The organism is Pseudomonas sp. AC070 (assembly GCF_979258635.1).
Genome location: NZ_OZ409871.1, coordinates 2,980,407 through 3,003,493 on the forward strand (window position 1 = coordinate 2,980,407; position 23,087 = coordinate 3,003,493).

25 protein-coding genes and 1 tRNA gene are annotated in these 23,087 nt (G+C 59.6%); 16 read left to right on the forward strand and 10 right to left on the reverse strand.

All coding sequences use genetic code 11. The features are described from left to right. Positions 1-45: 45 nt before the first annotated feature. The 3 genes from ACZZ0Q_RS13330 (at position 46) to ACZZ0Q_RS13340 (ending at position 2,574) form a co-directional block, all read left to right on the forward strand. Positions 46-1,008 carry a hypothetical protein gene (locus tag ACZZ0Q_RS13330; protein ID WP_463541970.1) on the forward strand — a complete coding sequence of 321 codons (963 nt, stop codon included), beginning with the start codon at positions 46-48 and terminating at the stop codon, positions 1,006-1,008. Between the two features lie 61 nt (positions 1,009-1,069). Beyond that, entirely contained in the window at positions 1,070-1,303 is a 234-nt protein-coding gene (locus ACZZ0Q_RS13335; RefSeq protein WP_463560664.1) for a hypothetical protein, read from the forward strand. A 101-nt stretch (positions 1,304-1,404) separates the two neighbouring features. Next, positions 1,405-2,574 carry an Arm DNA-binding domain-containing protein gene (locus tag ACZZ0Q_RS13340; protein WP_463541969.1) on the forward strand — a complete coding sequence of 390 codons (1,170 nt, stop codon included), beginning with the start codon at positions 1,405-1,407 and terminating at the stop codon, positions 2,572-2,574. 119 nt (positions 2,575-2,693) lie between these two features. On the opposite strand, the gene ACZZ0Q_RS13345 is transcribed toward ACZZ0Q_RS13340, so the two are convergent. Beyond that, positions 2,694-2,781, reverse strand: a tRNA-Ser gene (locus ACZZ0Q_RS13345). A 132-nt stretch (positions 2,782-2,913) separates the two neighbouring features. Between ACZZ0Q_RS13345 and ACZZ0Q_RS13350 the strand changes: the two genes are divergently transcribed. The 7 genes from ACZZ0Q_RS13350 (at position 2,914) to ACZZ0Q_RS13380 (ending at position 7,126) form a co-directional block, all read left to right on the forward strand. Continuing rightward, the gene (locus tag ACZZ0Q_RS13350; RefSeq protein WP_463541968.1) at positions 2,914-3,582 is read left to right on the forward strand and encodes a Bax inhibitor-1/YccA family protein; all 669 of its coding nucleotides are present in this window, start codon (positions 2,914-2,916) and stop codon (positions 3,580-3,582) included. A 101-nt stretch (positions 3,583-3,683) separates the two neighbouring features. Beyond that, a complete protein-coding gene (tusD, locus tag ACZZ0Q_RS13355) occupies positions 3,684-4,076 on the forward strand; it encodes a sulfurtransferase complex subunit TusD (RefSeq protein WP_463541967.1) in 393 nt (130 codons plus the stop codon). Position 4,077: 1 nt separating this feature from the next. Then, positions 4,078-4,437: a sulfurtransferase complex subunit TusC gene (tusC, locus tag ACZZ0Q_RS13360; protein WP_463541966.1), complete on the forward strand. Its 360-nt coding sequence runs from the start codon at positions 4,078-4,080 to the stop codon at positions 4,435-4,437. Further along, complete coding sequence (gene tusB, locus ACZZ0Q_RS13365; RefSeq protein ID WP_463541965.1) at positions 4,437-4,736, forward strand: sulfurtransferase complex subunit TusB; 300 nt, start codon at positions 4,437-4,439, stop codon at positions 4,734-4,736. The genes tusC and tusB overlap by 1 nt, the downstream gene beginning before the upstream one ends. Beyond that, entirely contained in the window at positions 4,733-5,068 is a 336-nt protein-coding gene (locus ACZZ0Q_RS13370; RefSeq protein WP_463541964.1) for a TusE/DsrC/DsvC family sulfur relay protein, read from the forward strand. Before tusB ends, ACZZ0Q_RS13370 begins: the two co-directional genes overlap by 4 nt. Beyond that, the gene (locus ACZZ0Q_RS13375) at positions 5,065-6,063 is read left to right on the forward strand and encodes a glycosyl transferase family protein (protein ID WP_463541963.1); all 999 of its coding nucleotides are present in this window, start codon (positions 5,065-5,067) and stop codon (positions 6,061-6,063) included. The genes ACZZ0Q_RS13370 and ACZZ0Q_RS13375 overlap by 4 nt, the downstream gene beginning before the upstream one ends. 88 nt (positions 6,064-6,151) lie before the next feature. After that, complete coding sequence (locus ACZZ0Q_RS13380) at positions 6,152-7,126, forward strand: glutathione S-transferase family protein (RefSeq protein WP_463541962.1); 975 nt, start codon at positions 6,152-6,154, stop codon at positions 7,124-7,126. 81 nt (positions 7,127-7,207) lie between these two features. Here ACZZ0Q_RS13380 and cysG read toward each other — a convergent pair whose 3' ends face one another. From cysG to ftsK, 6 genes are read right to left on the reverse strand one after another with little or no spacing between them, the layout of a single operon-like run. Beyond that, complete coding sequence (gene cysG, locus ACZZ0Q_RS13385; protein WP_463541961.1) at positions 7,208-8,602, reverse strand: siroheme synthase CysG; 1,395 nt, start codon at positions 8,600-8,602, stop codon at positions 7,208-7,210. After that, positions 8,603-9,883, reverse strand: a complete 1,281-nt coding sequence (gene serS / locus ACZZ0Q_RS13390) for a serine--tRNA ligase (protein WP_122453205.1) — start codon at positions 9,881-9,883, stop codon at positions 8,603-8,605. Between the two features lie 15 nt (positions 9,884-9,898). Continuing rightward, a complete protein-coding gene (gene crcB / locus ACZZ0Q_RS13395) occupies positions 9,899-10,273 on the reverse strand; it encodes a fluoride efflux transporter CrcB (RefSeq protein WP_463541960.1) in 375 nt (124 codons plus the stop codon). Then, on the reverse strand, positions 10,270-11,595 hold the full coding sequence (locus ACZZ0Q_RS13400; RefSeq protein ID WP_463541959.1) for a replication-associated recombination protein A: 1,326 nt from the start codon (positions 11,593-11,595) through the stop codon (positions 10,270-10,272). Before ACZZ0Q_RS13400 ends, crcB begins: the two co-directional genes overlap by 4 nt. A 36-nt stretch (positions 11,596-11,631) precedes the next feature. Continuing rightward, entirely contained in the window at positions 11,632-12,258 is a 627-nt protein-coding gene (lolA, locus tag ACZZ0Q_RS13405) for an outer membrane lipoprotein periplasmic chaperone LolA (protein WP_463541958.1), read from the reverse strand. A gap of 44 nt (positions 12,259-12,302) precedes the next feature. Continuing rightward, positions 12,303-14,714 (reverse strand): DNA translocase FtsK, encoded by a 2,412-nt coding sequence (gene ftsK, locus ACZZ0Q_RS13410; RefSeq protein WP_463541957.1) that lies wholly within the window; start codon positions 14,712-14,714, stop codon positions 12,303-12,305. A 222-nt stretch (positions 14,715-14,936) separates the two neighbouring features. On the opposite strand from ftsK, the gene trxB reads away from it, so the two are divergent. The 4 genes from trxB (at position 14,937) to infA (ending at position 17,701) form a co-directional block, all read left to right on the forward strand. Next, complete coding sequence (trxB, locus tag ACZZ0Q_RS13415) at positions 14,937-15,884, forward strand: thioredoxin-disulfide reductase (protein WP_463541956.1); 948 nt, start codon at positions 14,937-14,939, stop codon at positions 15,882-15,884. A gap of 55 nt (positions 15,885-15,939) precedes the next feature. Beyond that, on the forward strand, positions 15,940-16,620 hold the full coding sequence (aat, locus tag ACZZ0Q_RS13420) for a leucyl/phenylalanyl-tRNA--protein transferase (protein ID WP_463560666.1): 681 nt from the start codon (positions 15,940-15,942) through the stop codon (positions 16,618-16,620). A gap of 54 nt (positions 16,621-16,674) precedes the next feature. After that, entirely contained in the window at positions 16,675-17,382 is a 708-nt protein-coding gene (locus ACZZ0Q_RS13425; protein WP_463541955.1) for an arginyltransferase, read from the forward strand. A 100-nt stretch (positions 17,383-17,482) separates the two neighbouring features. Next, positions 17,483-17,701, forward strand: a complete 219-nt coding sequence (infA, locus tag ACZZ0Q_RS13430; protein ID WP_002553999.1) for a translation initiation factor IF-1 — start codon at positions 17,483-17,485, stop codon at positions 17,699-17,701. A 106-nt stretch (positions 17,702-17,807) separates the two neighbouring features. On the opposite strand, the gene clpA is transcribed toward infA, so the two are convergent. Both clpA and clpS read right to left on the reverse strand, forming a co-directional pair. Continuing rightward, positions 17,808-20,078 (reverse strand): ATP-dependent Clp protease ATP-binding subunit ClpA, encoded by a 2,271-nt coding sequence (clpA, locus tag ACZZ0Q_RS13435; protein ID WP_463541954.1) that lies wholly within the window; start codon positions 20,076-20,078, stop codon positions 17,808-17,810. Positions 20,079-20,107: 29 nt separating this feature from the next. Next, the gene (gene clpS / locus ACZZ0Q_RS13440; RefSeq protein ID WP_122498067.1) at positions 20,108-20,470 is read right to left on the reverse strand and encodes an ATP-dependent Clp protease adapter ClpS; all 363 of its coding nucleotides are present in this window, start codon (positions 20,468-20,470) and stop codon (positions 20,108-20,110) included. A gap of 226 nt (positions 20,471-20,696) precedes the next feature. Between clpS and cspD the strand changes: the two genes are divergently transcribed. Further along, positions 20,697-20,963 (forward strand): cold shock domain-containing protein CspD, encoded by a 267-nt coding sequence (gene cspD / locus ACZZ0Q_RS13445; RefSeq protein ID WP_122498065.1) that lies wholly within the window; start codon positions 20,697-20,699, stop codon positions 20,961-20,963. Positions 20,964-21,048: 85 nt separating this feature from the next. Here cspD and icd read toward each other — a convergent pair whose 3' ends face one another. After that, on the reverse strand, positions 21,049-22,305 hold the full coding sequence (icd, locus tag ACZZ0Q_RS13450; protein ID WP_122498063.1) for an NADP-dependent isocitrate dehydrogenase: 1,257 nt from the start codon (positions 22,303-22,305) through the stop codon (positions 21,049-21,051). Positions 22,306-22,626: 321 nt separating this feature from the next. On the opposite strand from icd, the gene ACZZ0Q_RS13455 reads away from it, so the two are divergent. Beyond that, positions 22,627-23,067, forward strand: a complete 441-nt coding sequence (locus ACZZ0Q_RS13455; protein ID WP_463541953.1) for an NUDIX hydrolase — start codon at positions 22,627-22,629, stop codon at positions 23,065-23,067. Positions 23,068-23,087: the final 20 nt, after the last annotated feature.

Here is a 23,087-nt window from a genome sequence, read left to right on the forward strand (position 1 = left end):
CCCCGGGGCGGCAACCCCGAGGCGTTCGGACGAGGAGAAGCACCCATGCACCACCTTAAAAAGCACCATCGCTGGCCACTGCTGGCAATGGTCGCCGCACTTGCGGGGGTTACGGCCACTTCGGTGGCGCTGGCCATCGCGGCGCTGATCGAAAACGCCTTGATCGCCGCTCTGTTTGCATCTGCAGCAGTGGTCCTGGATCTATTCAAGTACATCGCTTGGCCACTGGCCCTTGGCCTGATTGCAACACGCCGAACCGTTTGTGCATTGCTGATGATGGCGTGCGCGGCGGCCCTGGGAGGCGTCTCCGGCTGGGCAAGTTACGACCGACTGATGAGCTCAATCATCAACAGCCGTGCCGAGCACCAGGCGTACCAGGAGCAACGTCAGATCGATCTGCTAGAACAACGCGACGCCGACGCCGCACGCATTAAGCAGCTCGACACCGATGCCTCCACCACCTACCAGCAGGCCCAGGCACTACGCGACCGAGGAATGGTCAGCCGCGCCCTGGAATTGGAGACGGCCGCCATGGCACGCATCAACGCCGAACGTGAGCACGCCCAGGAGCGGAGAGACCTCGCCTCGCAAGAACTCACCGCCCTACTCGCTAAACCAGACAAAGCCGCCGGCCTACCGCTGTATCTGGCCCAACTCCTCTGCCTCGGATTCGCCGCAGCACTTGAGGTAGTGCCCGCTCTGATCCTCGCTGCGCTTCGCCGCCCCATCGTGCAGGAGCGCTACCCGGTAGCGGAGATAGCGGAGCAGGAACAAGCCCGGGAGCACGATCAGGAACGGCGGGAAGCAGGGGCGAAAGGCGCAGCAGAGCAATGCATACCGCAACAGCTACAAGAGCTCATCGCTAGTACGGAGACAGGAACAAAGGTGGCAGTGAGGCAGATATCAAAAGAGCTGCGGATAGGCAGCACCAAGGCCACCAAGTTGCTACAGCAGGCCGCAGAAATGGGCCTATTGATGAAGACCGCCGGCGGCTACGTCGCGGCTTAAAGAAGTAGGCCCCGCCGAGCGGCAACTCGGCAGGGCCTGACCAACCCCAAGGAGAAGCACCATGCAAGTGAACCCCCAAGAAGCCAGCGGCGAACAGCGTACCACCGCACGCACCCGGCCAACCATGGCAAGCCACCGTCTGGATCTGCCAAGCCTCTGCGATATCTGCGGCAACGCTCGCGCAACTCGTAAGCACGCACGTTGCAGCCGGATTCGCCAGCAGACTAAGGAACCGGAGTGGAAAGGATTGCTCGCAGCGAGATCAGCAGCAAAACAAGAAAAAGGTCGCCGCTAGCGGCAGCAAGGAATAGCTAATACAGATTCTTGGCCCTGCTTAGGGCTTCAATTTTACGGCGCCCATAAACTGGCGCCGTTTTCTTATGCGTGGGGATGCAAATGGCAGATGGAGTTGAAGTACGCGGTAACGGCGTTCGCGTGTATTTCCGATACCAAGGCGAGCTGTGCCGAGAACCTTTCAGGGGCGACGCGTCGCCCGAAAACATCGCCCAGGCCGAGCGCCTGGTAGGCATGATCAACTACGAAATTAAAGCTGGGACATTCAGCTATGCGCGCCATTTCCCCGACTCGCCAAGGGTAAAAAGCAACACGCTCGGACACTATGTGGACCTCTGGCTCGACATAAAGCGCAACCAAATCGCGGCAAGCGGATTTAGGGGATACACAAGCAGGGTGGAAAACCATATCCGTCCGCGCTGGGGCGAGACACAGGCAGATAGCATCGATCATCTGGACGTCCAGGACTGGGTGCAAAACACCTTGATGCCCAAGCTCCACAACAAGACAGTGCGGGAAGTGGTAAGCAACCTGCGACAAATTTTCCGCCTTTATCGCACGCGCAACCGATCAGCCCACGACCCAACCGACGGCATAGTCATCACCTTGCCCGACGCGGATGACCCGGACCCCTTCACCCGCGAGGAAATTGCGAAAATTCTCGGTACTGAAACCAGGCGCACAGCAGAGCTTAATCTCGCGGAGTTCATGATCTGGAGCGGTCCCCGCGTGAGCGAAGCGATGGCGCTGGCATGGGAAGACGTCGACCTGGAGGAAGGCACCGTCGTTTTCCGCCGGGCGCGAGTTCGTAGCCAGTACAAAGTGACCAAAACCCGTCGATCAATACGCAAAGTGAAGCTGCTAGCGCCAGCTCTGCGCGCCTTGCAGCAGCAAGCGAGGCTGACTAAAGACTTGCAGCCGGTGTCAATCGAGGTGATTGATAGGGACAACCGGACCAGAAAAGCCCAGCGGGTTCGCTTTGTGTTCCACAACACCGCGAGCGGGGAGGCATTTTCAACCTCAGACACCCTGCGCAACGGCTGGTGGAATGGCCACCTCAAAAAAGCTGGAGTGAGACAACGCGGGCCGAATCAGTGTCGCCACACTTTCGCTAGCCAGATGCTAAGTAGCGGAATAGCGACGCCGGAGTGGATTGCCGATCAGATGGGGCATACCTCCACCGCGATGATCTTCAAGCACTACGCAAAGTGGATTAGCTCAGACGGGCCAGACGTGGTGGGGCTTCTGAATCAGGCGCTAAAGCTGAATTGAAACAACGAAAAAGGGGCCTTAAAAGGCCCCTTTTTTTGCCTGTCATTCCCAGAATGTTCCCAATACGCTCCCTACGGCAGAGCAATAATCGAAAAATCCAGCAAAAACAGCATCTTAGATGGCGGAGGCGGTGAGATTCGAACTCACGGACCTGTTACAGTCGGCAGTTTTCAAGACTGCTGCCTTAAACCGCTCGGCCACACCTCCGAAGTGCGGGCGAATCATACCGGAAGGAAACACACTGTCAAACTCTGCGGGTTGGCAGCCACAAGTGCTCTGTTATGATCGCCGAGACTACGGTCACGGAACCCAACAAGCCGTCTATTCAGGAGTGTCGCCATGCACGAACAAGATTACGCACTCGGCCATGCGCAGGTCGAGCAGCAAGAAGTCAGCCGCGTACTGCGCAACACCTACGGGCTGCTGGCCCTCACCCTCGCCTTCAGCGGCGTGGTTGCCTTCGTGGCCCAGCAGATGCGCGTTCCCTATCCAAACATTTTTGTCGTTCTGATCGGTTTCTACGGTCTGTTCTTCCTGACCGTAAAACTGCGTGATTCTGCCTGGGGTCTGGTTTCCACCTTCGCCCTGACCGGTTTCATGGGTTACACGCTCGGTCCGATCCTCAACCGTTATCTGGGGTTGGCCAACGGCGCCGAACTGATCAGCTCGGCCTTCGCCATGACCGCGTTGGTGTTCTGCGGTTTGTCGGCCTACGTGCTCACCACCCGTAAAGACATGAGCTTCCTAGCCGGTTTTATCACCGCTGGCTTCTTCGTGTTGCTCGGCGCGGTGCTGGTCAGCATGTTCTTCCAGATCAGCGGTCTACAGTTGGCAATCAGCGCGGCGTTCGTGCTGTTCTCGTCGGCCTGCATCCTGTTCCAGACCAGCCAAATCATTCATGGCGGCGAGCGCAACTACATTATGGCGACCGTCAGCTTGTACATTTCGATCTACAATATGTTCATCAGCCTGCTGCAAATTTTCGGCATCATGAGCAGCGACGACTGATTCAGGCGTCGTAGAAAAAGCCCGCTTCGGCGGGCTTTTTTATGTCTGAAATCGGCAAAGCGCCGTATTATTCCGCCTGTTTTTTCTGATCGGTCAGCGCCATGAAATTCGCTATCGCCCTGTTCTCCGCGCCCCACGCGCCCTCATCGCGACGCGCTTTGCGTTTTGCCGAAGCGGTGCTGGCCGGCGGGCACGAGATTGTGCGGGTTTTCTTTTATCAGGACGGCGTCTACAGCGCCGCCCGCACCCCGGTCGCCCCGCAGGACGAGCTGGACACCGCTGCCGCCTGGTCAACCTTCATTGCCACCCACACCCTCGACGGCGTGGTGTGCATCGCCGCCGCCCTGCGCCGCGGCGTGTTGAACGAAGAAGAAGCCCAACGCTACGAACGCAGCGCCGCCAGCCTGGCCAAGCCGTGGGAGCTTTCCGGCCTGGGCCAGTTGCATGAAGCGGCGCAACTCGCCGACCGCCTCGTCTGCTTCGGAGGGCCGTGAAGTGGCTAGATCCCTGCTGATTATTTGCCGCCAGGCACCCTGGTCCGGCCCCGGCGCGCGTGAGGCGCTGGACATTGCCCTGGCGGGCGGCGCGTTCGATTTGCCCATCAGCCTGCTATTTCTCGACGATGGCGTGTTCCAGCTGCAAACCGCTCAGCAGGCCGTAGCGGTGCAACAAAAAGACCTCACCGCCAACCTGCAAGCGCTGCCCTTGTTTGGCGTCGACGCGCTGTACGCGTCCGCCCGCAGCCTCGAGGAGCGCGGCCTGATCGGCCAGCCGTTGAGCCCCCCAGTGGAAGCGCTCGACGACACCGCCCTCACCGTTCTAATCGCCCAACACGACCAGGTGATCACGCTCTAATGGCCACCCTGCACATGCTTTCTCACTCGCCCTTCAGCGATTCCCGCTTGGTTAGTTGCCTGCGTCTGCTCGGTCCGGGCGACGGCGTTCTGCTGACTGGCGATGCCACCTACGCGCTGCAGCCCGACACTGCGCAATGGCAAGCGCTGAGCCTGATGCCCGAGAGCATTTTGCTGTATGCCCTGGATGAAGACTTGCAGGCCCGCCACCTCGCCCCGCCGCCGCGTGTGCAGGTGCTCGACTACCCCGCCTTCGTCGAACGCTGCGCCGCCTTTGCCAAAGTCAACACTTGGCTATGAACGAACTGATTGTTGAAGACCGAGCCATCGCCCTCGACAAAGACGGCTACCTGGCCGACCACCATGAATGGTCCCCCGCCACCGCCGAAGCGCTGGCCGCACAGGAAGATATCGTGCTGAGTCCTGAGCACTGGGAAGTGCTGAATCTACTTCGCGACTTCTACGCCGAATTTCAGTTGTCTCCGGCGACGCGGCCGCTGATTAAATACGCCGCCCTGAAGCTGGGCGCCGACAAGGGCAACAGCCTGCACCTCAATCGCCTGTTCAAAGGCACCCCAGCCAAACTCGCCGCCAAACTGGCGGGCCTGCCGAAGCCGACGAATTGCCTATGACCGCCCAACCGCTGACCCTCGTAACCCCCGCCGAGCACCCGTTCGCCCACTACGTGCGCATTCTCGGCAAGGGCAAGCGCGGCGCGCGCAACATGACCCAGGAAGAAGCCCGCGAGGCCATGGGCATGCTGCTCGACGGCAAGGTCGAAGACACCCAGCTCGGCGCCTTTTTGATGCTGATGCGCCACAAGGAAGAAGGCCCGGAGGAATTGGCCGGCTTTACCCAGGCCGTACGCGCACGGCTGAACGCGCCAGCCATTGAGGTTGACCTCGACTGGCCTTCCTATGCCGGCAAAAAGCGCCATTTGCCGTGGTACTTACTCGCCGCCAAATGCCTGGCCAACAGCGGCGTGCGCATCCTGATGCACGGCGGCGGCGCCCACACGGCCGGCCGCATGTACAGCGAACAAGTGCTCGACGTCCTCGGCATCACCTTGTGCCGCGACTGGGCAGCGACCGAACAGGCCCTGGCTCAGCACAACCTCGCCTTTTTCCCGCTGCAAGACTGGATGCCGCAGCTGCAACGCATGATCGACCTGCGCAACACCCTCGGCTTGCGCTCCCCGATCCACTCCCTGGCTCGCGTGCTCAACCCGCTAAACGCCCGCTGCGGCCTGCAGAGTATTTTCCATCCGGGCTATCAGGCCGCGCATCGCGACGCCAGCCAATTGCTGGGCGACAAGGCCATCGTGATCAAGGGCGACGGCGGCGAAATTGAAATGAACCCGGACGCCACCTCGCACCTTCACGGCACCGAGGGCGGCAGCAGTTGGGATGAAGAATGGCCGCCATTGTCGCCCCAGCGCCACGTCAAACCCGAGCGTTTGGATCCGGAACATTTGGCCGCCTTCTGGCGTGGCGAAGTTGAAGACAATTACGGCCGTCTAGCCGTTATGGCCACCATGGCGTTGGCGCTACGTGGGTTGGATACGCCACGTGACGAGGCATTCGCCAAGGCCGAAACCTTCTGGCAGAACCGCAACAAATCGATTTAGCCGATCATTCCCAGGCGACTTTTGCGCTATTCGTTCGAACTGATCGGAATAGACTCAGCTCCAACGCAAAATAGCTGAGGATTTGATGATGGGTTTGTTAGTCGACGGCCAATGGCAAGACCAGTGGTACAACACCGAGGACGGCGGCCGCTTCAAGCGTGAAAACGCCCAGCGCCGCAACTGGGTGACCGCGACCGGCGAAGCCGGCCCCAGCGGCGAAGGCGGCTTTAAAGCCGAAGCCGGTCGCTATCATTTGTACGTATCTCTGGCCTGCCCTTGGGCCCATCGCACCCTGATTTTCCGCGCGCTGAAAGGCTTGGAAGACCTCATCGACGTTTCCGTGGTCAGCTGGCTTATGCGGGAAAACGGCTGGACCTTCGACACCACCCACGGCTCCAGCGGCGATGCGCTGGACGACCTGAGCCTCATGTACCAGCGCTACATCGCCGACGACGCCCATTACACCGGCCGCGTAACGGTGCCCGTGCTGTGGGACAAAAAGCTCAAGCGCATCGTCAGCAATGAATCATCGGAAATCATCCGCATGTTCAACTCAGCCTTTAACGGGCTGACCGGCAACGAACTGGACTTCTACCCCGAAGCGCTGCGCAGCGAGATCGATGGGCTGAACGACCTCATCTATCCCAATGTGAATAACGGCGTATACCGCGCCGGCTTTGCCACCACGCAGCAAGCCTACGAAGAAGCCTTCGACGGCCTGTTCGCCACGCTGGAATCACTGGAAACGCTGCTGAGCGAGAAACGCTACCTGACCGGCAAGCAGATCACCGAGGCGGACTGGCGGCTGTTCACCACGCTGATTCGCTTCGACGCGGTGTACCACGGCCACTTCAAATGCAACCTCAGACGCATTGAGGACTACCCGAATCTGTCCAACTGGCTGCGCGAGCTGTACCAGTGGCCGGGCGTGGCGCAGACGGTGGATTTCGAGCACATCAAGCACCACTACTACGCCAGTCATCTGACCATCAACCCGACAGGCATCGTGCCTAAGGGGCCGCAGCAGGATTTCATGCGGGCGCATGATCGGGAGCGGTTGTAAACCGTTTGCACGCGCTCTCGCGCTCTCTGTCGGAGCGGCTTTAGCCGCGATGCTTTTGGATTTCAGTCCGCAGGGCTGGCGTCAGACTTGGGATTGCGCGCCTTCAAACCACGCCAATTTGTCCCGCAACGTCACCACCTCGCCCACAATCACCAGTGTCGGCGCATGCACTTCATGCTCGGCCACCAGTTGCGGCAAGTTGCCCAGGGTGCCGGTGAAAACGCGCTGGTTCTGGGTGGTGCCTTGCTGAATCAGTGCGGCCGGGGTGTCGCTGCTACGGCCATGAAGCACAAGCTGTTCGCAAATGGACGGCAAGCCCACCAGGCCCATGTAAAACACCAGCGTTTGCCCAGGCGCGACGAGGTCGGACCAGGGCAAATCGGTGCTGCCGTCTTTCAAATGCCCGGTCACGAATCGCACAGACTGCGCATAGTCGCGGTGGGTCAGCGGGATGCCGGCGTAGGCAGCGCAGCCGCTCGCCGCAGTAATGCCCGGTACCACCTGGAACGGAATGCCATGGGCCGCCAGCTCTTCGATTTCCTCGCCACCGCGACCGAAAATAAACGGGTCGCCACCTTTAAGGCGCAGCACGCGTTTGCCTTGTTTGGCCAACGTGACCAGTTGCTGATTGAGCTGTTCCTGCGGCACGGCATGCTCGGCGCGCTGTTTGCCGACGTAAATGCGCTCGGCGTCGCGACGGCATAGCTCAACAATGGCCGGCGCTACCAGACGGTCGTACAGCACGACGTCCGCTTGCTGCATCAGACGCAGCGCGCGGAACGTCAGCAGGTCGGGGTCGCCCGGGCCGGCGCCAACCAGATAAACCTCGCCTCTCACCGCGCCCGTCTCGCCATCCAGTCGCGCTTGCAACAGCGCCTCGGCTTCGCTGCCCTGCCCGGCCAACATGCGTTCGGCTACGGGGCCCTGGAACACGTCTTCCCAGAACACGCGGCGCTGCTGCAAATCAGGAAAGCGCTCGCGTACTTGCGCGCGAAAGCGTGCCGCCAGGCCGGCCAGTTGGCCGTAGGCGGCGGGAATCCAGGTTTCCAGCTTGGCGCGGATCAACCGTGCCAGCACCGGCGCATCGCCGCCGCTGGACACCGCCACCAACAACGGCGAGCGGTCGACGATGGCCGGAAAGATCACGCTGCACAGCGCGGGAGAATCCACCACATTGACCGGCATGCCGCGCGCGCGGGCGTCTTGCGACACCTGGGCGTTAAGCGGCTCGTCATCCGTGGCAGCAATCACCAGCGTACAGCCGTTCATGTCGGCCGCTTCGTAGCCACGTAGCAATTGATCGCCACCGCTGGATGCCACCAGCGCGGCCAGATGACTGTCGATATGCGGCGCTACGACGCGCAGCACGGCGCCGGTGTCGGCCACCAGACGCGATTTGCGTAAGGCGATTTCGCCGCCGCCAACCACCAAAACGCGTTGCCCGCGCAGGTTATGAAACAGCGGCAGAAATTCCATTTAACCGATGACCTCAATGCCGCCCATGTAAGGCTTGAGCACGTCCGGCACGCGGATGGAGCCGTCGGCCTGCTGGTAGTTTTCCAGCACAGCCACCAACGTACGGCCGACCGCCAGGCCCGAGCCGTTCAAGGTGTGCACCAGCTCCGGCTTGCCGGTTTCCGGGTTGCGCCAGCGGGCTTGCATGCGGCGCGCCTGGAAGTCGCCGCAGTTGGAGCACGAAGAAATTTCGCGGAATTTGTCCTGGCTCGGAACCCATACTTCGAGGTCATAGGTTTTCACCGCGCCAAAGCCCATGTCACCCGTGCACAGCGCCAGAACGCGGTACGGCAAGCCCAGCAGTTGCAGCACTTTCTCGGCGTTGCCGGTGAGTTCTTCCAGCGCCGCGTTGGAGGTGCTTGGCTCGACGATTTGCACCATCTCGACTTTGTCGAACTGGTGCTGGCGGATCATGCCGCGGGTATCACGGCCCGAGGCGCCGGCTTCGCTACGGAAGCACGGCGTGTGAGCGACGAACTTCAATGGCAGCTGCTTGGCGTCGAGAATTTCGCCGTTGACGATGTTGGTCAGCGACACCTCGGCCGTCGGAATCAGGTACAGATCGGCCTCGCCTTCTCGGCTGATCTTGAACAGGTCTTCTTCGAATTTCGGCAACTGACCGGTGCCCTGCAAGGCAGGCGCCTGCACCAGGTAAGGCGTATATGCCTCTTCGTAGCCGTGTTCGCCGGTGTGCAGGTTGATCATGAATTGCGCCAGGGCGCGGTGCAGGCGGGCGATGGGGCCACGCAGCAAGGCGAAACGCGCGCCGGACAATTTGGCCGCGCGCTCGAAGTCCAACCAACCATGCAGTTCGCCCAAGGCGACGTGGTCTTTGATTTCGAAATCGAAGGTGGTCGGCGTGCCCCAACTGCGCACTTCGACGTTGTCATCTTCATCTTTACCGACCGGCACCGACTCGTGCGGAAGGTTGGGAATGCCCAGCAAGATGGCGTCGAGGTCCGCCTGAATCTTGTCCAGCTCGATTTTGCCGGCGCTCAGCTCGGCGGCCATGCGATCGACGTCGGCCATCAGTGGCGCGATGTCTTCGCCACGGGCTTTGGCCTGGCCGATGGATTTTGAACGGGCGTTGCGCTCGGCCTGCAACTGCTCAGTGCTGCTCTGCACGGTTTTGCGCTGCGCTTCGAGGGCTTCGATGCGTGAAACATCCAGCTGGAAGCCACGGGTGGCGAGGCGCTCGGCGATGGCGTGCAGTTCGCTACGGATCAGTTTCGGATCAAGCATGGTTGTCTCTCATCATCAGAGTTTGGTCAGGGACAAGCCCACCCAGGTGGCAAGCAAGCCGCCGAACACACTGAGCGCCGCGTAGCCCAAGGCCAGCGGCAACTGCCCATTTTCAAGCAGGCGCAGTGTGTCGAGGGAAAAGGAAGAAAACGTCGTCAGGCCCCCAAGGAAGCCGACGATCAGACCTGCGCGCAATTCTATCGGCAGTTCCGGGCGGAGCAAAAAGAAACCATACAGCAGGCCAATCAACAGGCAGCCAACGATGTTGACCAGAAACGTACCGAGGCTGAAATGCTGCGGCCAATTTGCCGCAATCCAGCTGCCAGTGGCAAAACGCAACAGCGTGCCGGCGGCGCCGCCCACGGCCACCGCGATAATCAGGCGAATCATGATTTTCTCCGCTGCCGGGGGCTGGTCTGGTCTTGCGCAGCCAGATGCTTGAGCTTTTCGCCAATTTTCAGTTCGAGGCCACGGGGCACCGGCTGGTAATAACGGCGGGGCTCGAGCGCGTCGGGGAAGTAATCTTCGCCGGCGGCGTAGGCGTCGGGCTCGTCGTGGGCGTAGCGATACTCGTCGCCATAACCGAGTTCTTTCATCAGCTTGGTCGGTGCGTTGCGCAGGTGCAGCGGCACTTCCTGCGAGCCTTGCTCCGCCGCGTCGCGCATGGCCATTTTGAAAGCGTTGTACACCGCGTTACTTTTCGGTGCGCAGGCCAGGTAGACGATGGCCTGCGCCACGGCCAGTTCGCCCTCGGGGCTGCCGAGGCGCTCTTGAACATCCCAGGCGTTCAGGCAAAGAGTCAGCGCGCGCGGGTCAGCGTTACCGATGTCTTCGCTGGCCATGCGCACCACGCGCCGGGCGATGTACAGCGGATCGCAACCGCCGTCGAGCATGCGCGCGAACCAGTACAAGGCGCCGTCCGGGCTGGAGCCGCGCACCGATTTGTGCAGTGCGGAAATCTGGTCGTAGAACGCTTCGCCGCCTTTGTCGAAACGGCGACGGCTGTCGCCCAACAGGTTTTGCAGCAAATCGACGCTGAGTTCGCCGTTGTCTTCGGCCAGGTCGGCCGCGTTTTCCAGAAAATTCAGCAGGCGTCGGCCGTCACCATCGGCAGCGGCGAGCAGGATTTTGAAGCTTTCATCCGGCAAAGTCAGGTGGCGATCACCGAGGCCTTTTGGGTCAGTCAGGGCGCGGTGAACCAGTTTGCGCAGGGCTTCTTCGTCGAGGCTCTTCAGCACGTAAACGCGCGCCCGGGAGAGCAAGGCGTTGTTCAGTTCAAACGAAGGGTTTTCCGTGGTGGCGCCGATGAAAATCAGCGTGCCGTCTTCCACGTAAGGCAAAAACGCGTCCTGCTGCGACTTGTTGAAGCGATGCACTTCGTCAACAAACAGAATGGTGCGGCGGCCATATTGCGCGGCGTGCTGCTGGGCGACTTCCACCGCCTGGCGAATTTCCTTAACGCCCGAGAGCACGGCGGAAATGGTTTCGAAATGCGCATCCGAGACCTGCGCCAGCAGCCGCGCCAGGGTGGTTTTCCCCACGCCGGGCGGGCCCCAGAAAATCATCGAATGCAGCGCGCCCTGCTCCAACGCTTCGCGCAACGGCTTGCCGCGCGCCAGCAAATGCTCCTGACCGACGTACTCGTCCAGGCTGGCTGCGCGCAAACGGGCAGCCAGGGGTTGAGCGACGGGGGTGTTGCGGAACAGATCCATGGCGGGGCGCAGCGTCTCGTTAGGGGTGAACTGCAGTTATTCCTGAATCACATCGGCGCCGGCGGGCACTTCAAAGGTGAACTGCTTGGCGTCGACGACCGGATTCATTTTTACGCTCAGGAACAGAATATTGGTGCGCTGGCCGACGCTGTCGATCAGCTGCATATCGTTGATCACGCCTTTGCGGAACGACAAGCGCAGGCTGTCGAACAGCGTGTCTTTGGCCTTGGGCTTGAGGGTGAAATCCACCACGTCGCCGGCTTCTTTGAAGCTGATGTCGAAGTTCTGCCGAATTTCAGACACATCGCCCGAGAGCAACAAGGCGGGCGTGTGGGTCAGGCGCTGGTCGAGCTTTTGAATCGTGACTTGTTGCAGGTCTGGGTCGTACAGCCAGACTTTTTCACCGTTTGAAACCAGCAGTTGTTCCTGTGGCTCGTCGGTGTGCCAGCGGAACAGGCCGGGGCGTTTAAGCGCCAGTTCGCCGGCTGTTTCCTGCAACTGGGTGCCGCCGCCATCAAGGGTCAGCTGAGAAAAGCGCGCGGTGATGGTTTGGGCCTGGTTAAGCAATTGAGTCAGCTTTTGCACGGCGGCTTCGTCGTCGGCATACGCGGGAATCGCGGCGACAGCCAGGGCAGCCAGCAACAGCAAGCGGATCAGGCGCATGTAAATCCTCGTCATAGGGTCACACAAATAGGGAAACGGGCGCGTCAGTCGCGAATCGGCGCCGGGGCAATTACGTCACGCGAGCCATTGGTGTTCATGGCGGTTACCACGCCGGCCATTTCCATGGCTTCGACCATGCGGGCGGCGCGGTTGTAGCCGATTTTCAGCTTACGTTGCACCGCAGAAATCGAGGCGCGGCGGCTTTCGGTCACAAAGCGAACGGCTTCGTCGTAGAGCGGATCGTCTTCACTGCCCTCGCCGCCTTCACCACCGCCGCCACTGCCGCCGTCGAAGCCGCTGCCGGCCTCTTCCACGCCATTGAGAATGTCGTCGATGTAATCCGGGGCGCCACGCAATTTCCAGGCTTCCACCACGCGGTGAACTTCTTCGTCGGAGACGAACGCGCCGTGCACACGAATTGGCAGTCCGGTGCCGGGCGGCAGGTAGAGCATGTCACCGTGGCCCAGCAGTTGTTCGGCGCCGCCTTGGTCGAGGATGGTGCGCGAGTCGATTTTGCTCGACACCTGGAACGCCATACGCGTCGGAATGTTGGCCTTGATCAGACCGGTGATTACATCCACCGACGGACGCTGGGTAGCGAGAATCAGGTGAATACCCGCCGCACGGGCTTTCTGTGCAATACGGGCGATCAGCTCTTCAACCTTCTTGCCGACAATCATCATCATGTCGGCGAATTCGTCGACCACCACCACGATGGTTGGCAGGGTTTTCAGCAGCGGCGCTTCGTCGTGAATGCTTTCGCGCTTGTACAGCGGATCTGGAATCGGCTCGCCGGCTTCTTCGGCGTCTTTCACTTTGCGGTTGAAGCCAGCAAGGTTACGCACGCCCAGCTTGGACATCAGCTTGTAGCGGCGCTCCATCTCGGCAACGCTCCAACGCAAGGCGTTGGCCGCTTCCTTCATGTCGGTAACCACCGGGCATAGCAGGTGCGGAATGCCTTCGTAGATCGACAGCTCAAGCATTTTCGGGTCGATCATGATCAATCGGGCATCTTCCGGGCCGGACTTGAACAGAATCGACAGGATCATGGCGTTCACGCCCACCGACTTACCCGAACCGGTGGTACCGGCAACCAGCAAGTGCGGCATGCGCGCCAGGTCGGTAATTACTGGGCGGCCGCCGATGTCGTGGCCCAGCGCCAAGGTAACCGGCGACTTGGCATCGTCGTACTCAGGCGAAGACAGCACTTCGGAGAAGCGCACGATCTGGCGGTCTTCGTTGGGAATCTCGATGCCGACGGTGGTTTTGCCAGGAATGACTTCCACCACCCGCACGCTCATCACGGCCAGCGAACGGGCCAGGTCACGGGCCAGGCCGGAAATACGGCTGACCTTGATACCGGCAGCCGGCTGGATTTCGAAACGGGTAATCACCGGACCCGGATGCACCGACTCGACAACCACCTCGACACCAAACTCTTTGAGCTTGATTTCAAGCAGTCGCGACATGGCTTCCAGCGATTCCGGGGAGAATTTCTTCTGCTTTTTCTCGGCCGGGTCGAGGATGGAAATGGGCGGCAAGGTGCCTTCCACCGCGCTGTCGACGAACAGCGACACCTGTTTTTCCTTCTGTACACGCTTGCTCGGCTCGGCGACTTTCGGCGCTGGCGGCGGCGTGATGACGGGCGCGGGACGGGTTTCGCGCTCGGTCATGTGTTTGCTCAGGGCTTCGTCGCGCTCAATGATGCGTTCCTTGACCTTGGCTTGCTCGCGGCGGTCGTGCACCACGGGAGCCGCCACTTCGCTGACGCGGTCATCGACCTCGCGAAGCTGGGCCACCAATTGCTTGCGCTCGACGCGCGAATTCCACCAATTAGTGATCAGGCTGTTGATCAGCTCGAACAGATCAAGGGTGATTTTGCCGGTGACGTCCATCACCTTGAACCACGACAGGTCGCTGAACACGGTCAGGCCGAACAGGAACAAGGCGATAAACAGCAAGGTGCTGCCCTGCACGTTCAGCGCAGCCACAGCCAGACGGCCCAGGCTCTCGCCCAGCGCGCCGCCAGCCGACGCAGGCATGGAGGAGCCGGAATGGAAGTGAATGTAGGCCAGGGCCGCGCCAGAAAGAATGAGAAACACCAGGCCGATCAGGCGCCAGGAGAACAACCAGCCATTCCACTGCCACGGCTCGTGGCGGTTGCGGAACACCTGCACGGTTTTGATCACCAGCAAGCCAGGGAACAGATAAGCGAAATAGCCGAGGGCCATGAACAGGATGTCGGCGAACCAGGCGCCGGCGCGGCCGGCGGCGTTCTGCACTTGCACCACGTTGCTGGTGTGGGTCCAGCCCGGATCGTTCTGGTCGTAGGTGAGCAGTGCCATCCACAGATAGAGGCAGAGCGCACCGAGGGCGATCAGCGCACCTTCCTTGAGTCGGTAGTGCAATTGCTGACGCCAGACGGGTGCTTGAGCGGTGGTGGTGGAATTCTTCAAAACGCGTCTTTTCCTGCGCTTGTGGCGCGTCCAACTAAACGATTGGCGGCGAAAACTCGGCCATTGTACGGATTTACCCGCTTCTTGCCACGCGCCCGGGCTTGCCGCTGGCGCGTTTTGCGGGGCTCTGCTGCTTCGGTGTAGCATAGCCGCCAGCATCTTTCGTGCGGCCCAATTGGAGCACGCATTCTCTTTTGTGACAAAGGCTTATGGGGTCTTTTTATGAGTGAAGTCAAGCATTCGCGGCTGATCATCCTGGGCTCCGGCCCTGCCGGTTACAGCGCTGCCGTGTACGCCGCGCGCGCCAACCTCAAACCTTTGGTCATCACTGGTATTCAACCCGGCGGCCAACTGACTACCACGGTTGAAGTCGACAACTGGCCTGGCGACGTCGAAGGCCTGACAGGCCCGGCCTTGATGGAGCGCATGCAGAAACATGCCGAGCGCTTCGACACCGAGATTGTCTACGACCACATCCATACCGCCGAGTTGCAGAGCAAGCCGTTTACCCTCAAAGGCGATAGCGGCACCTACACCTGCGACGCACTGATTATTGCCACCGGCGCCTCGGCTCAGTACTTGGGCCTGCCGTCTGAAGAAGCCTTCGCCGGCCAGGGCGTTTCGGCCTGCGCGACCTGCGACGGGTTCTTCTACCGCAACCAGGTTGTTGCGGTTGTCGGCGGCGGCAATACCGCTGTGGAAGAAGCGCTGTATCTGTCGAACATCGCCAAAGAAGTGCACTTGGTCCACCGCCGCGACAAGCTGCGCGCCGAGAAGATTCTTCAAGACAAACTCTTCGACAAAGCTGCCAACGGCAACATGCGCCTGCACTGGAACCAGAATCTGGACGAAGTGCTGGGCGACAACAAAGGCGTGACGGGCGTGCGCCTGCGCGACAGCCACACCGGCGAAACCTCGGAGCTGGCGCTGGCTGGCGTGTTTATCGCCATTGGCCACAAGCCCAACACCGACCTGTTCACCGGCCAGTTGGATATGCGTGACGGCTACCTGCTGATCAAGGGCGGCAGCGAAGGTAACGTTACCGCCACCAACATCGAAGGCGTGTTTGCCGCCGGCGATGTGGCAGACCACGTCTACCGCCAAGCCATCACCTCGGCCGGCGCCGGTTGCATGGCCGCGCTTGATGCTGAGAAATACCTGGATCTGTAAGCGCTAAGCGGCGGGCTCTCGGGCCCGCCCTCCTCTCCCCCGGCCGGGCCTGACCATGCTCACTTGGCTGCAACGAAACACCTACGAATTCCCACCGCTGGAAAAAGCGCTGCGCGACCCTGAAGGCTTATTGGCTGCCGGGGGCGATCTCAGTGCCGAACGTTTAGTCGCCGCCTACCGACACGGCTGCTTTCCCTGGTTTGCCGAGGGGCAGCCGATTCTCTGGTGGTCGCCAGACCCACGCACCGTTTTGTTTCCTGACGAACTGCACGTGTCGCGCAGCCTGGCCAAGGTGATGCGCCAGGGTCGCTATGAGGTGACCTTCGATCAGGATTTCGCCGCTGTGATCGCCGCCTGCGCCGGCCCGCGCAGCTACGCTGATGGCACCTGGATCACCGATGCCATGCAGGCGGCTTACCACAAGCTGCATCAGCAGGGCTTCGCCCACTCGGTGGAGGTTCGGGAAAACGGCACGTTAGTGGGCGGTTTGTATGGTCTGGCGATGGGGCAGCTGTTTTTTGGGGAGTCGATGTTCAGCCATGCGGACAACGCCTCGAAAGTCGGCTTCGCCACGTTGGTCGAGCACCTCAAGGCCTGGGGCTTTGTATTGATTGACTGCCAGATGCCGACGCAGCACCTGCACAGCTTCGGCGCGCGGCCCATTGCCCGGGCGCAATTTGCCGATTTTTTGAAGCGTCATCTGGATCAGCCGACCACAGCCGACTGGGTCGCCTAGTCGAGTCCGGAACCCTGGCATACACTTAACCCCAGGCTCTCAAGAGTGTTGATCATGACCGAGCTGGCGCGCCTTAAGTTCTATGCCACCCAACCTCATCCGTGTAGCTACCTGCCCGACGAACAAGCCACCACGCTGTTCCTCGATCCCAGCCAGCCCATGGACGTGGACGTGTACGCCGAGCTTTCGGAAATGGGCTTTCGCCGCAGCGGCGATCACCTGTATCGCCCGCACTGCCAAGGCTGCACCGCCTGCGTTCCGGCACGCATTCCCGCCGCCCTGTTTCAACCCACCCGCCAGCAGCGCCGTATTCTCAAACGCAATGAAAATCTGCAGGTACGTGCCGTCCGGCCGAACTTCAACGAAGAGTATTACGCGCTTTACGCCCGCTACATCGAACAGCGCCACTCGGACGGCGACATGTACCCGCCGAACCGCGATCAATTCACGACCTTCCTCGTGCGGGATCTGCCCTTTTCGCGTTTCTATGAGTTCCGGCTCGATGGTCGACTGGTCGCAATCGCCGTCACCGACGTGCTGCCCAATGGCCTTTCGGCGGTTTATACCTTCTACGACCCGACCGAAGAACGCCGCAGCCTCGGGCGCTTTGCCATCCTCTGGCAGATCGCCGAAACCCGGCGTATCGGCCTGCACGCGGTGTACTTGGGCTACTGGATCAAGAGCTGCCGGAAGATGAATTACAAGACCCAGTACCGCCCCATTGAGCTGTTCGTCAATCAACGCTGGATAACCCTCACCTGAATACCTTGGCGACGGGCCCTGTTTTCGGGCACAATGCACGCCGCTTTTGCCTGGCGCCAGTTGCACCGGGCCATTCATTGGTAACCGAGGGCTTTACTGCATGTCGAAAGAAGACAGCTTCGAAATGGAAGGCACTGTCGTCGACACCCTACCTAACACCATGTTTCGCGTGGAGTTGGAAAATGGGCACGTCGTAACCGCGCATATCTCCGGAAAGATGCGCAAGAACTACATCCGTATTCTTACCGGTGACAAAGTACGTGTTGAGTTGACGCCGTACGACCTGAGCAAGGGCCGCATTACTTACCGCGCGCGCTAAGCCAGTTAAATAAAAATGCCCAGCAATTGCTGGGCATTTTTGTTGGTGCGGTTTAAGCAGCTAACCGAGGAAACGGCCTGACCATCTCTTCGGCAGGCCGCCCGGCCTACGCCATTTCGGCTGTCGTTTCGAAGTCGAACGTCATCTCGCCGTCGACCACATCGATGTGCACCACACCGCCGTGTTCGGCCAGCTCGCCAAACAGAATCTCTTCTGCCAGCGGACGCTTGATCTTGTCTTGGATCAGACGCGCCATTGGGCGTGCGCCCATTTGCGAATCGTAGCCACCCGTTGCCAGCCAATTGCGCGCCGCGTCGCTGACTTCCAGCGTGACGTGTTTGTACTCGAGTTGCGCTTGGAGCTCGGTGAGGAACTTGTCGACCACACTTTTGATCACTTCGTGGCTCAGGCGACCGAACTGGATAATGGTATCCAGGCGGTTTCTGAACTCCGGCGTGAAGCTCTTCTTGATCACTTCCATGGCGTCGGTCGAATGGTCCTGATGGGTGAACCCAATCGAGGCCCGCGAGGCCGTTTCGGCACCTGCGTTGGTGGTCATGATCAAAATGACGTTGCGGAAGTCCGCCTTGCGGCCGTTATTGTCGGTCAGCGTGCCGTGGTCCATCACTTGCAGCAGCAGGTTAAAGACTTCCGGGTGCGCCTTCTCGATCTCATCGAGCAGCAATACGCAGTGCGGCATCTTGGTGATGGCTTCGGTGAGCAAACCGCCCTGGTCGAAGCCGACATAGCCTGGAGGTGCACCAATCAAGCGGGAAACGGTGTGGCGCTCCATGTATTCCGACATGTCGAACCGCACCAACTCAATGCCCATGGCTTTGGCCAATTGCCGCGCCGCCTCGGTTTTACCTACGCCCGTTGGGCCGGCAAACAGGAACGAACCCACCGGTTTATCCGGCGACTTGAGGCCCGCACGCGAGAGCTTTATCGCCGTTGCCAGCGAATCGATAGCAGCGTCCTGACCAAACACGGTCAGCTTCAGGTCGCGCTCAAGGTTACGCAGCAATTCTTTGTCGGAACTGCTGACATGTTTCGGGGGAATACGCGCGATCTTCGCCACGATGTCCTCAACATGCTCAACCTCAATGCGCGCCACGCGCTTCTCGACCGGCTGCAGGCGTTGATAGGCGCCCGCTTCGTCGATCACGTCAATGGCCTTATCAGGCATGTGACGGTCGTTGATATAACGCGAGGCCAGCTCAGCGGCAGCACGTAGCGACTCATCGCTGTATTCGAGACCGTGATGCTGCTCGAAGCGGCCTTTCAGGCCACGCAGAATGCCAATGGTGTCTTCGACCGATGGCTCGGTGACGTCGACCTTCTGGAAGCGACGCGCCAAGGCGCGGTCTTTTTCGAAGATTCCACGGAATTCCTGGAAGGTGGTCGAGCCGATGCAGCGAATCTCGCCGGAGGACAACATGGGCTTGAGCAGATTCGACGCATCCATCACGCCGCCCGACGCTGCGCCAGCACCGATGATGGTGTGGATTTCGTCGATAAATAGAATGGCGTGTGGGCGTTTACGCAATTCGTTGAGCAAGGCTTTCAGGCGCTTCTCGAAGTCGCCGCGGTATTTGGTGCCCGCGAGCAATGCGCCCAGATCGAGCGAATACACCACGCTGTCAGACAGCAAATCCGGAACCTGACCATCAACGATGCGTTTGGCCAAGCCTTCAGCGATGGCGGTTTTACCAACGCCCGCTTCGCCGACCAGCAACGGATTGTTTTTGCGGCGACGCGCAAGAATCTGAGCTACGCGCTCCACTTCGTTCTCACGACCCACTAGCGGATCGATACGACCCAAACGGGCAGCTTCATTGAGGTTGCTCGCGTAAGCGTCCAGCGGATTGCTCGACGAAGACGATTCACCGCCCTCTTCGTCCTGCATTTCCTGATCGCTATCGCTGTGATCGGCGCTGCCTGGAACTTTGGAAATGCCGTGCGCGATGAAGTTGACCACATCGATTCGCGCGACAGTTTGTTGCTTGAGCAGGAATACGGCCTGGCTTTCCTGTTCGCTGAAAATAGCCACCAGCACGTTGGCGCCCGTCACCTCACGCTTGCCCGAACTCTGCACGTGAAATACCGCGCGCTGCAGCACACGTTGGAAGCCCAAGGTTGGTTGGGTTTCACGCTCTTCGTCGTGCTGAGGGATCAGGGGCGTGGTGGAGTCGATGAACTCCTGGAGGTCATGGCGCAGCTTGTCCAGGTTCGCTCCGCACGCACGCAGGACTGAGGCGGCTGCCTCGTTGTCCAGCAGGGCCAGCAAGAGGTGCTCAACCGTCATGAATTCATGACGCTTGGTGCGGGCCTCCTTGAAGGCCAGATTGAGGGTGACTTCGAGCTCTCGATTCAACATAGCTTCACCTCATAACCAAGCAGTCGCAATTAACCGTCTTTCTCTATCTCACAGAGTAGCGGGTGTTGGCTTTCTCTCGCGTATTGGTTGACCTGCATTGCCTTGGTCTCCGCAACATCGCGGGTATACACGCCACACACTGCCCGTCCCTCTGTATGAACGGTCAGCATGATTTTGGTTGCCACTTCCCTGTTCAAACTGAAGAACACTTCAAGAATTTCGACAACGAAATCCATGGGGGTGTAGTCGTCGTTGAATAGGACCACCTTGTACATCGGTGGTGCCTGCAACGCAGGCTTAGCTTCCTGCAGGGCCACGCCCGAGGCGTCATCCTCATGCGGCTCGGGATGGTCCTGATTGAATGTTAGTCGAATCTGGCTACTTACACGCATGTGGGATGAAAGGTTCGTAATTGTAGGAGTGGGACGACAGACAGTTTTTGACCGACTTCGCAGACGGTCGTGCCGTCGCCTTGACTATCAGTAAATCAGTGTTACAAACAGAGAATACCCAATCGAGGGTATCAGGGTCCGCGCGCTTACCAAAGCGGATGATTCCAGCGCGGAGTCGTAACGGATAATACCCCAGTGGTGGGTGTATTTGCAGAGGGACATCAGCATGCTTAGCGGTAAGGTCAAGTGGTTCAACAACGCCAAGGGCTATGGGTTTATCCTGGCTGACGGCCGAGATGAGGACCTGTTCGCCCACTACTCGGCTATCCAGATGGACGGTTACAAAACCCTTAAAGCAGGCCAGCCGGTCAGCTTTGACATCATTCAGGGTCCCAAGGGCCTGCATGCTGTCAACATCAGCTCCATCACCCAAACCGCGGACGCGCCGCCAGTCGCTGTATCACAGCCACAAGCGGTTACCTCCGAAGCCTGATATTTGGCCCCTCGGGGTCAATTTCAATAGGCAATAAAAAAGGCCGGTCAATGGACCGGCCTTTTTTTGTGCCTAAAGGCTCACATTACATGTGAGAAATCATGGCATCGCCGAACGCCGAGCAGGACAACAGCTTGGCGCCGTCCATAAGACGTTCGAAGTCGTAGGTCACGGTTTTGGCGGAGATCGCCCCGTTGACGCCGTCGATGATCAGATCGGCAGCTTCGGTCCAGCCCATGTGACGCAGCATCATTTCGGCCGAAAGAATCAGCGAACCTGGGTTCACCTGGTCTTTACCAGCGTACTTGGGTGCAGTGCCATGGGTGGCTTCGAACATAGCGATGTTGTCGGACAGGTTAGCGCCCGGAGCAATACCGATACCGCCTACTTCGGCCGCCAGGGCGTCGGAGAGGTAGTCACCGTTCAGGTTCAGGGTCGCGATCACATCGTACTCAGCCGGGCGCAGCAGAATTTGCTGGAGCATGGCGTCGGCGATGGCGTCTTTAACCACAACCTTCTTACCGGTGTTCGGGTTGGTGAACTGCATCCAAGGGCCGCCATCCAGCAGCTCGGCACCGAATTCGTTTTTGGCGATTTCGTAGCCCCAATCTTTGAAGGCACCTTCGGTGAACTTCATAATGTTGCCTTTGTGCACGATAGTCAGCGAGTCGCGGTTGTTATCAACCACGTACTGCAGTGCTTTACGCACCAGACGCTGAGTACCCTGCTTGGAAACCGGCTTAACGCCGATACCGCAGTCTTGGTCGAAACGGATTTTGGTTACACCCATTTCTTCTTTCAGGAACTTGATGACTTTTTCAGCCTCCGGCGAGCCGGCTTTCCACTCGATACCGGCATAAATGTCTTCCGAGTTTTCGCGGAAGATAGTCATGTCAACGTCTTGTGGTTTTTTAACCGGGCTAGGAACACCGGTGAACCAACGCACTGGGCGCAGGCAAACGTAGAGGTCGAGCTCCTGACGCAGGGCCACGTTCAAGGAACGGATGCCGCCGCCAACTGGAGTGGTCAGAGGACCTTTGATCGATACAACGTAATCGCGAACGGCTTCGAGTGTTTCTTTCGGCAGCCAGGTGTCTTGGTCGTAAACCTGGGTAGCTTTCTCGCCAGCGTAAACTTCCATCCAGGAGATCTTGCGTTCGCCGCCGTAGGCTTTGTTTACGGCTGCATCGACGACTTTGATCATCACTGGGCTGATATCAACCCCGATGCCATCACCTTCAATGAAAGGAATGATTGGGTTGTTCGGTACATTCAGGGACATATCGGCATTGACGGTGATTTTGTCACCGGTTGCTGGCACCTGGATCTTTTGGTATCCCATGCTGGACTCCGTTGCTTTCGTGGTCTGACATCCCGCCACGCGGATGGCGCGGCGATATGGAACTTGAATTGGTCTCGGAAAGGCGGGCCATTCTTGTAGTATTTCTACAGAAAGTCACGCACTTTTCTTGAGATTGTCGGACTAAACACCCGCTGCAGGCCGCGTTATTACGGCACCTGACCTATCTCTGTAGTCAAACTACATCGCTACTACATTTCGCCTGTAGTAGAGGCGCTTTTTAGCCTAGCAGCTTGCCCCGATATTGCCTTTTTCGGCGCCCGCCTGAAACCAAAGCGCGCGCTGATCGCACAGGAGTTACCCATGCGTTTCACCCCTCACGTTACCGTCGCGACCATCGTTGAAGATCAGGGTCGATTCTTGATGGTTGAAGAAACCGCAGGCGGCCGCGCTGTATTTAATCAGCCTGCTGGCCACTTGGAAGCCGACGAAAGTCTCATGCAGGCCGCTATTCGCGAAACGCTCGAAGAAACCGGCTGGGACGTTGAGCTCACTGCCGTCACCGGCATCTATCTATACACAGCCCCCAGCAACGGCGTGACCTACCAGCGCGTGTGCTTCGCCGCCAAGGCGCTGCAACAGCGCGACAACTACCAGCTCGACGACGGCATCATCGGCCCGCAATGGCTTACCCGCGCCGAACTCGCCGCGCAACCAGAGCGTTTGCGCAGCGAGCTGGTGTTGCGCTGCATCGACGACTATCTGGGCGGCGAACGCTTCCCCCTCGCCCTGCTGCGTGACTAGCGTCGATCACCACTGAGCCG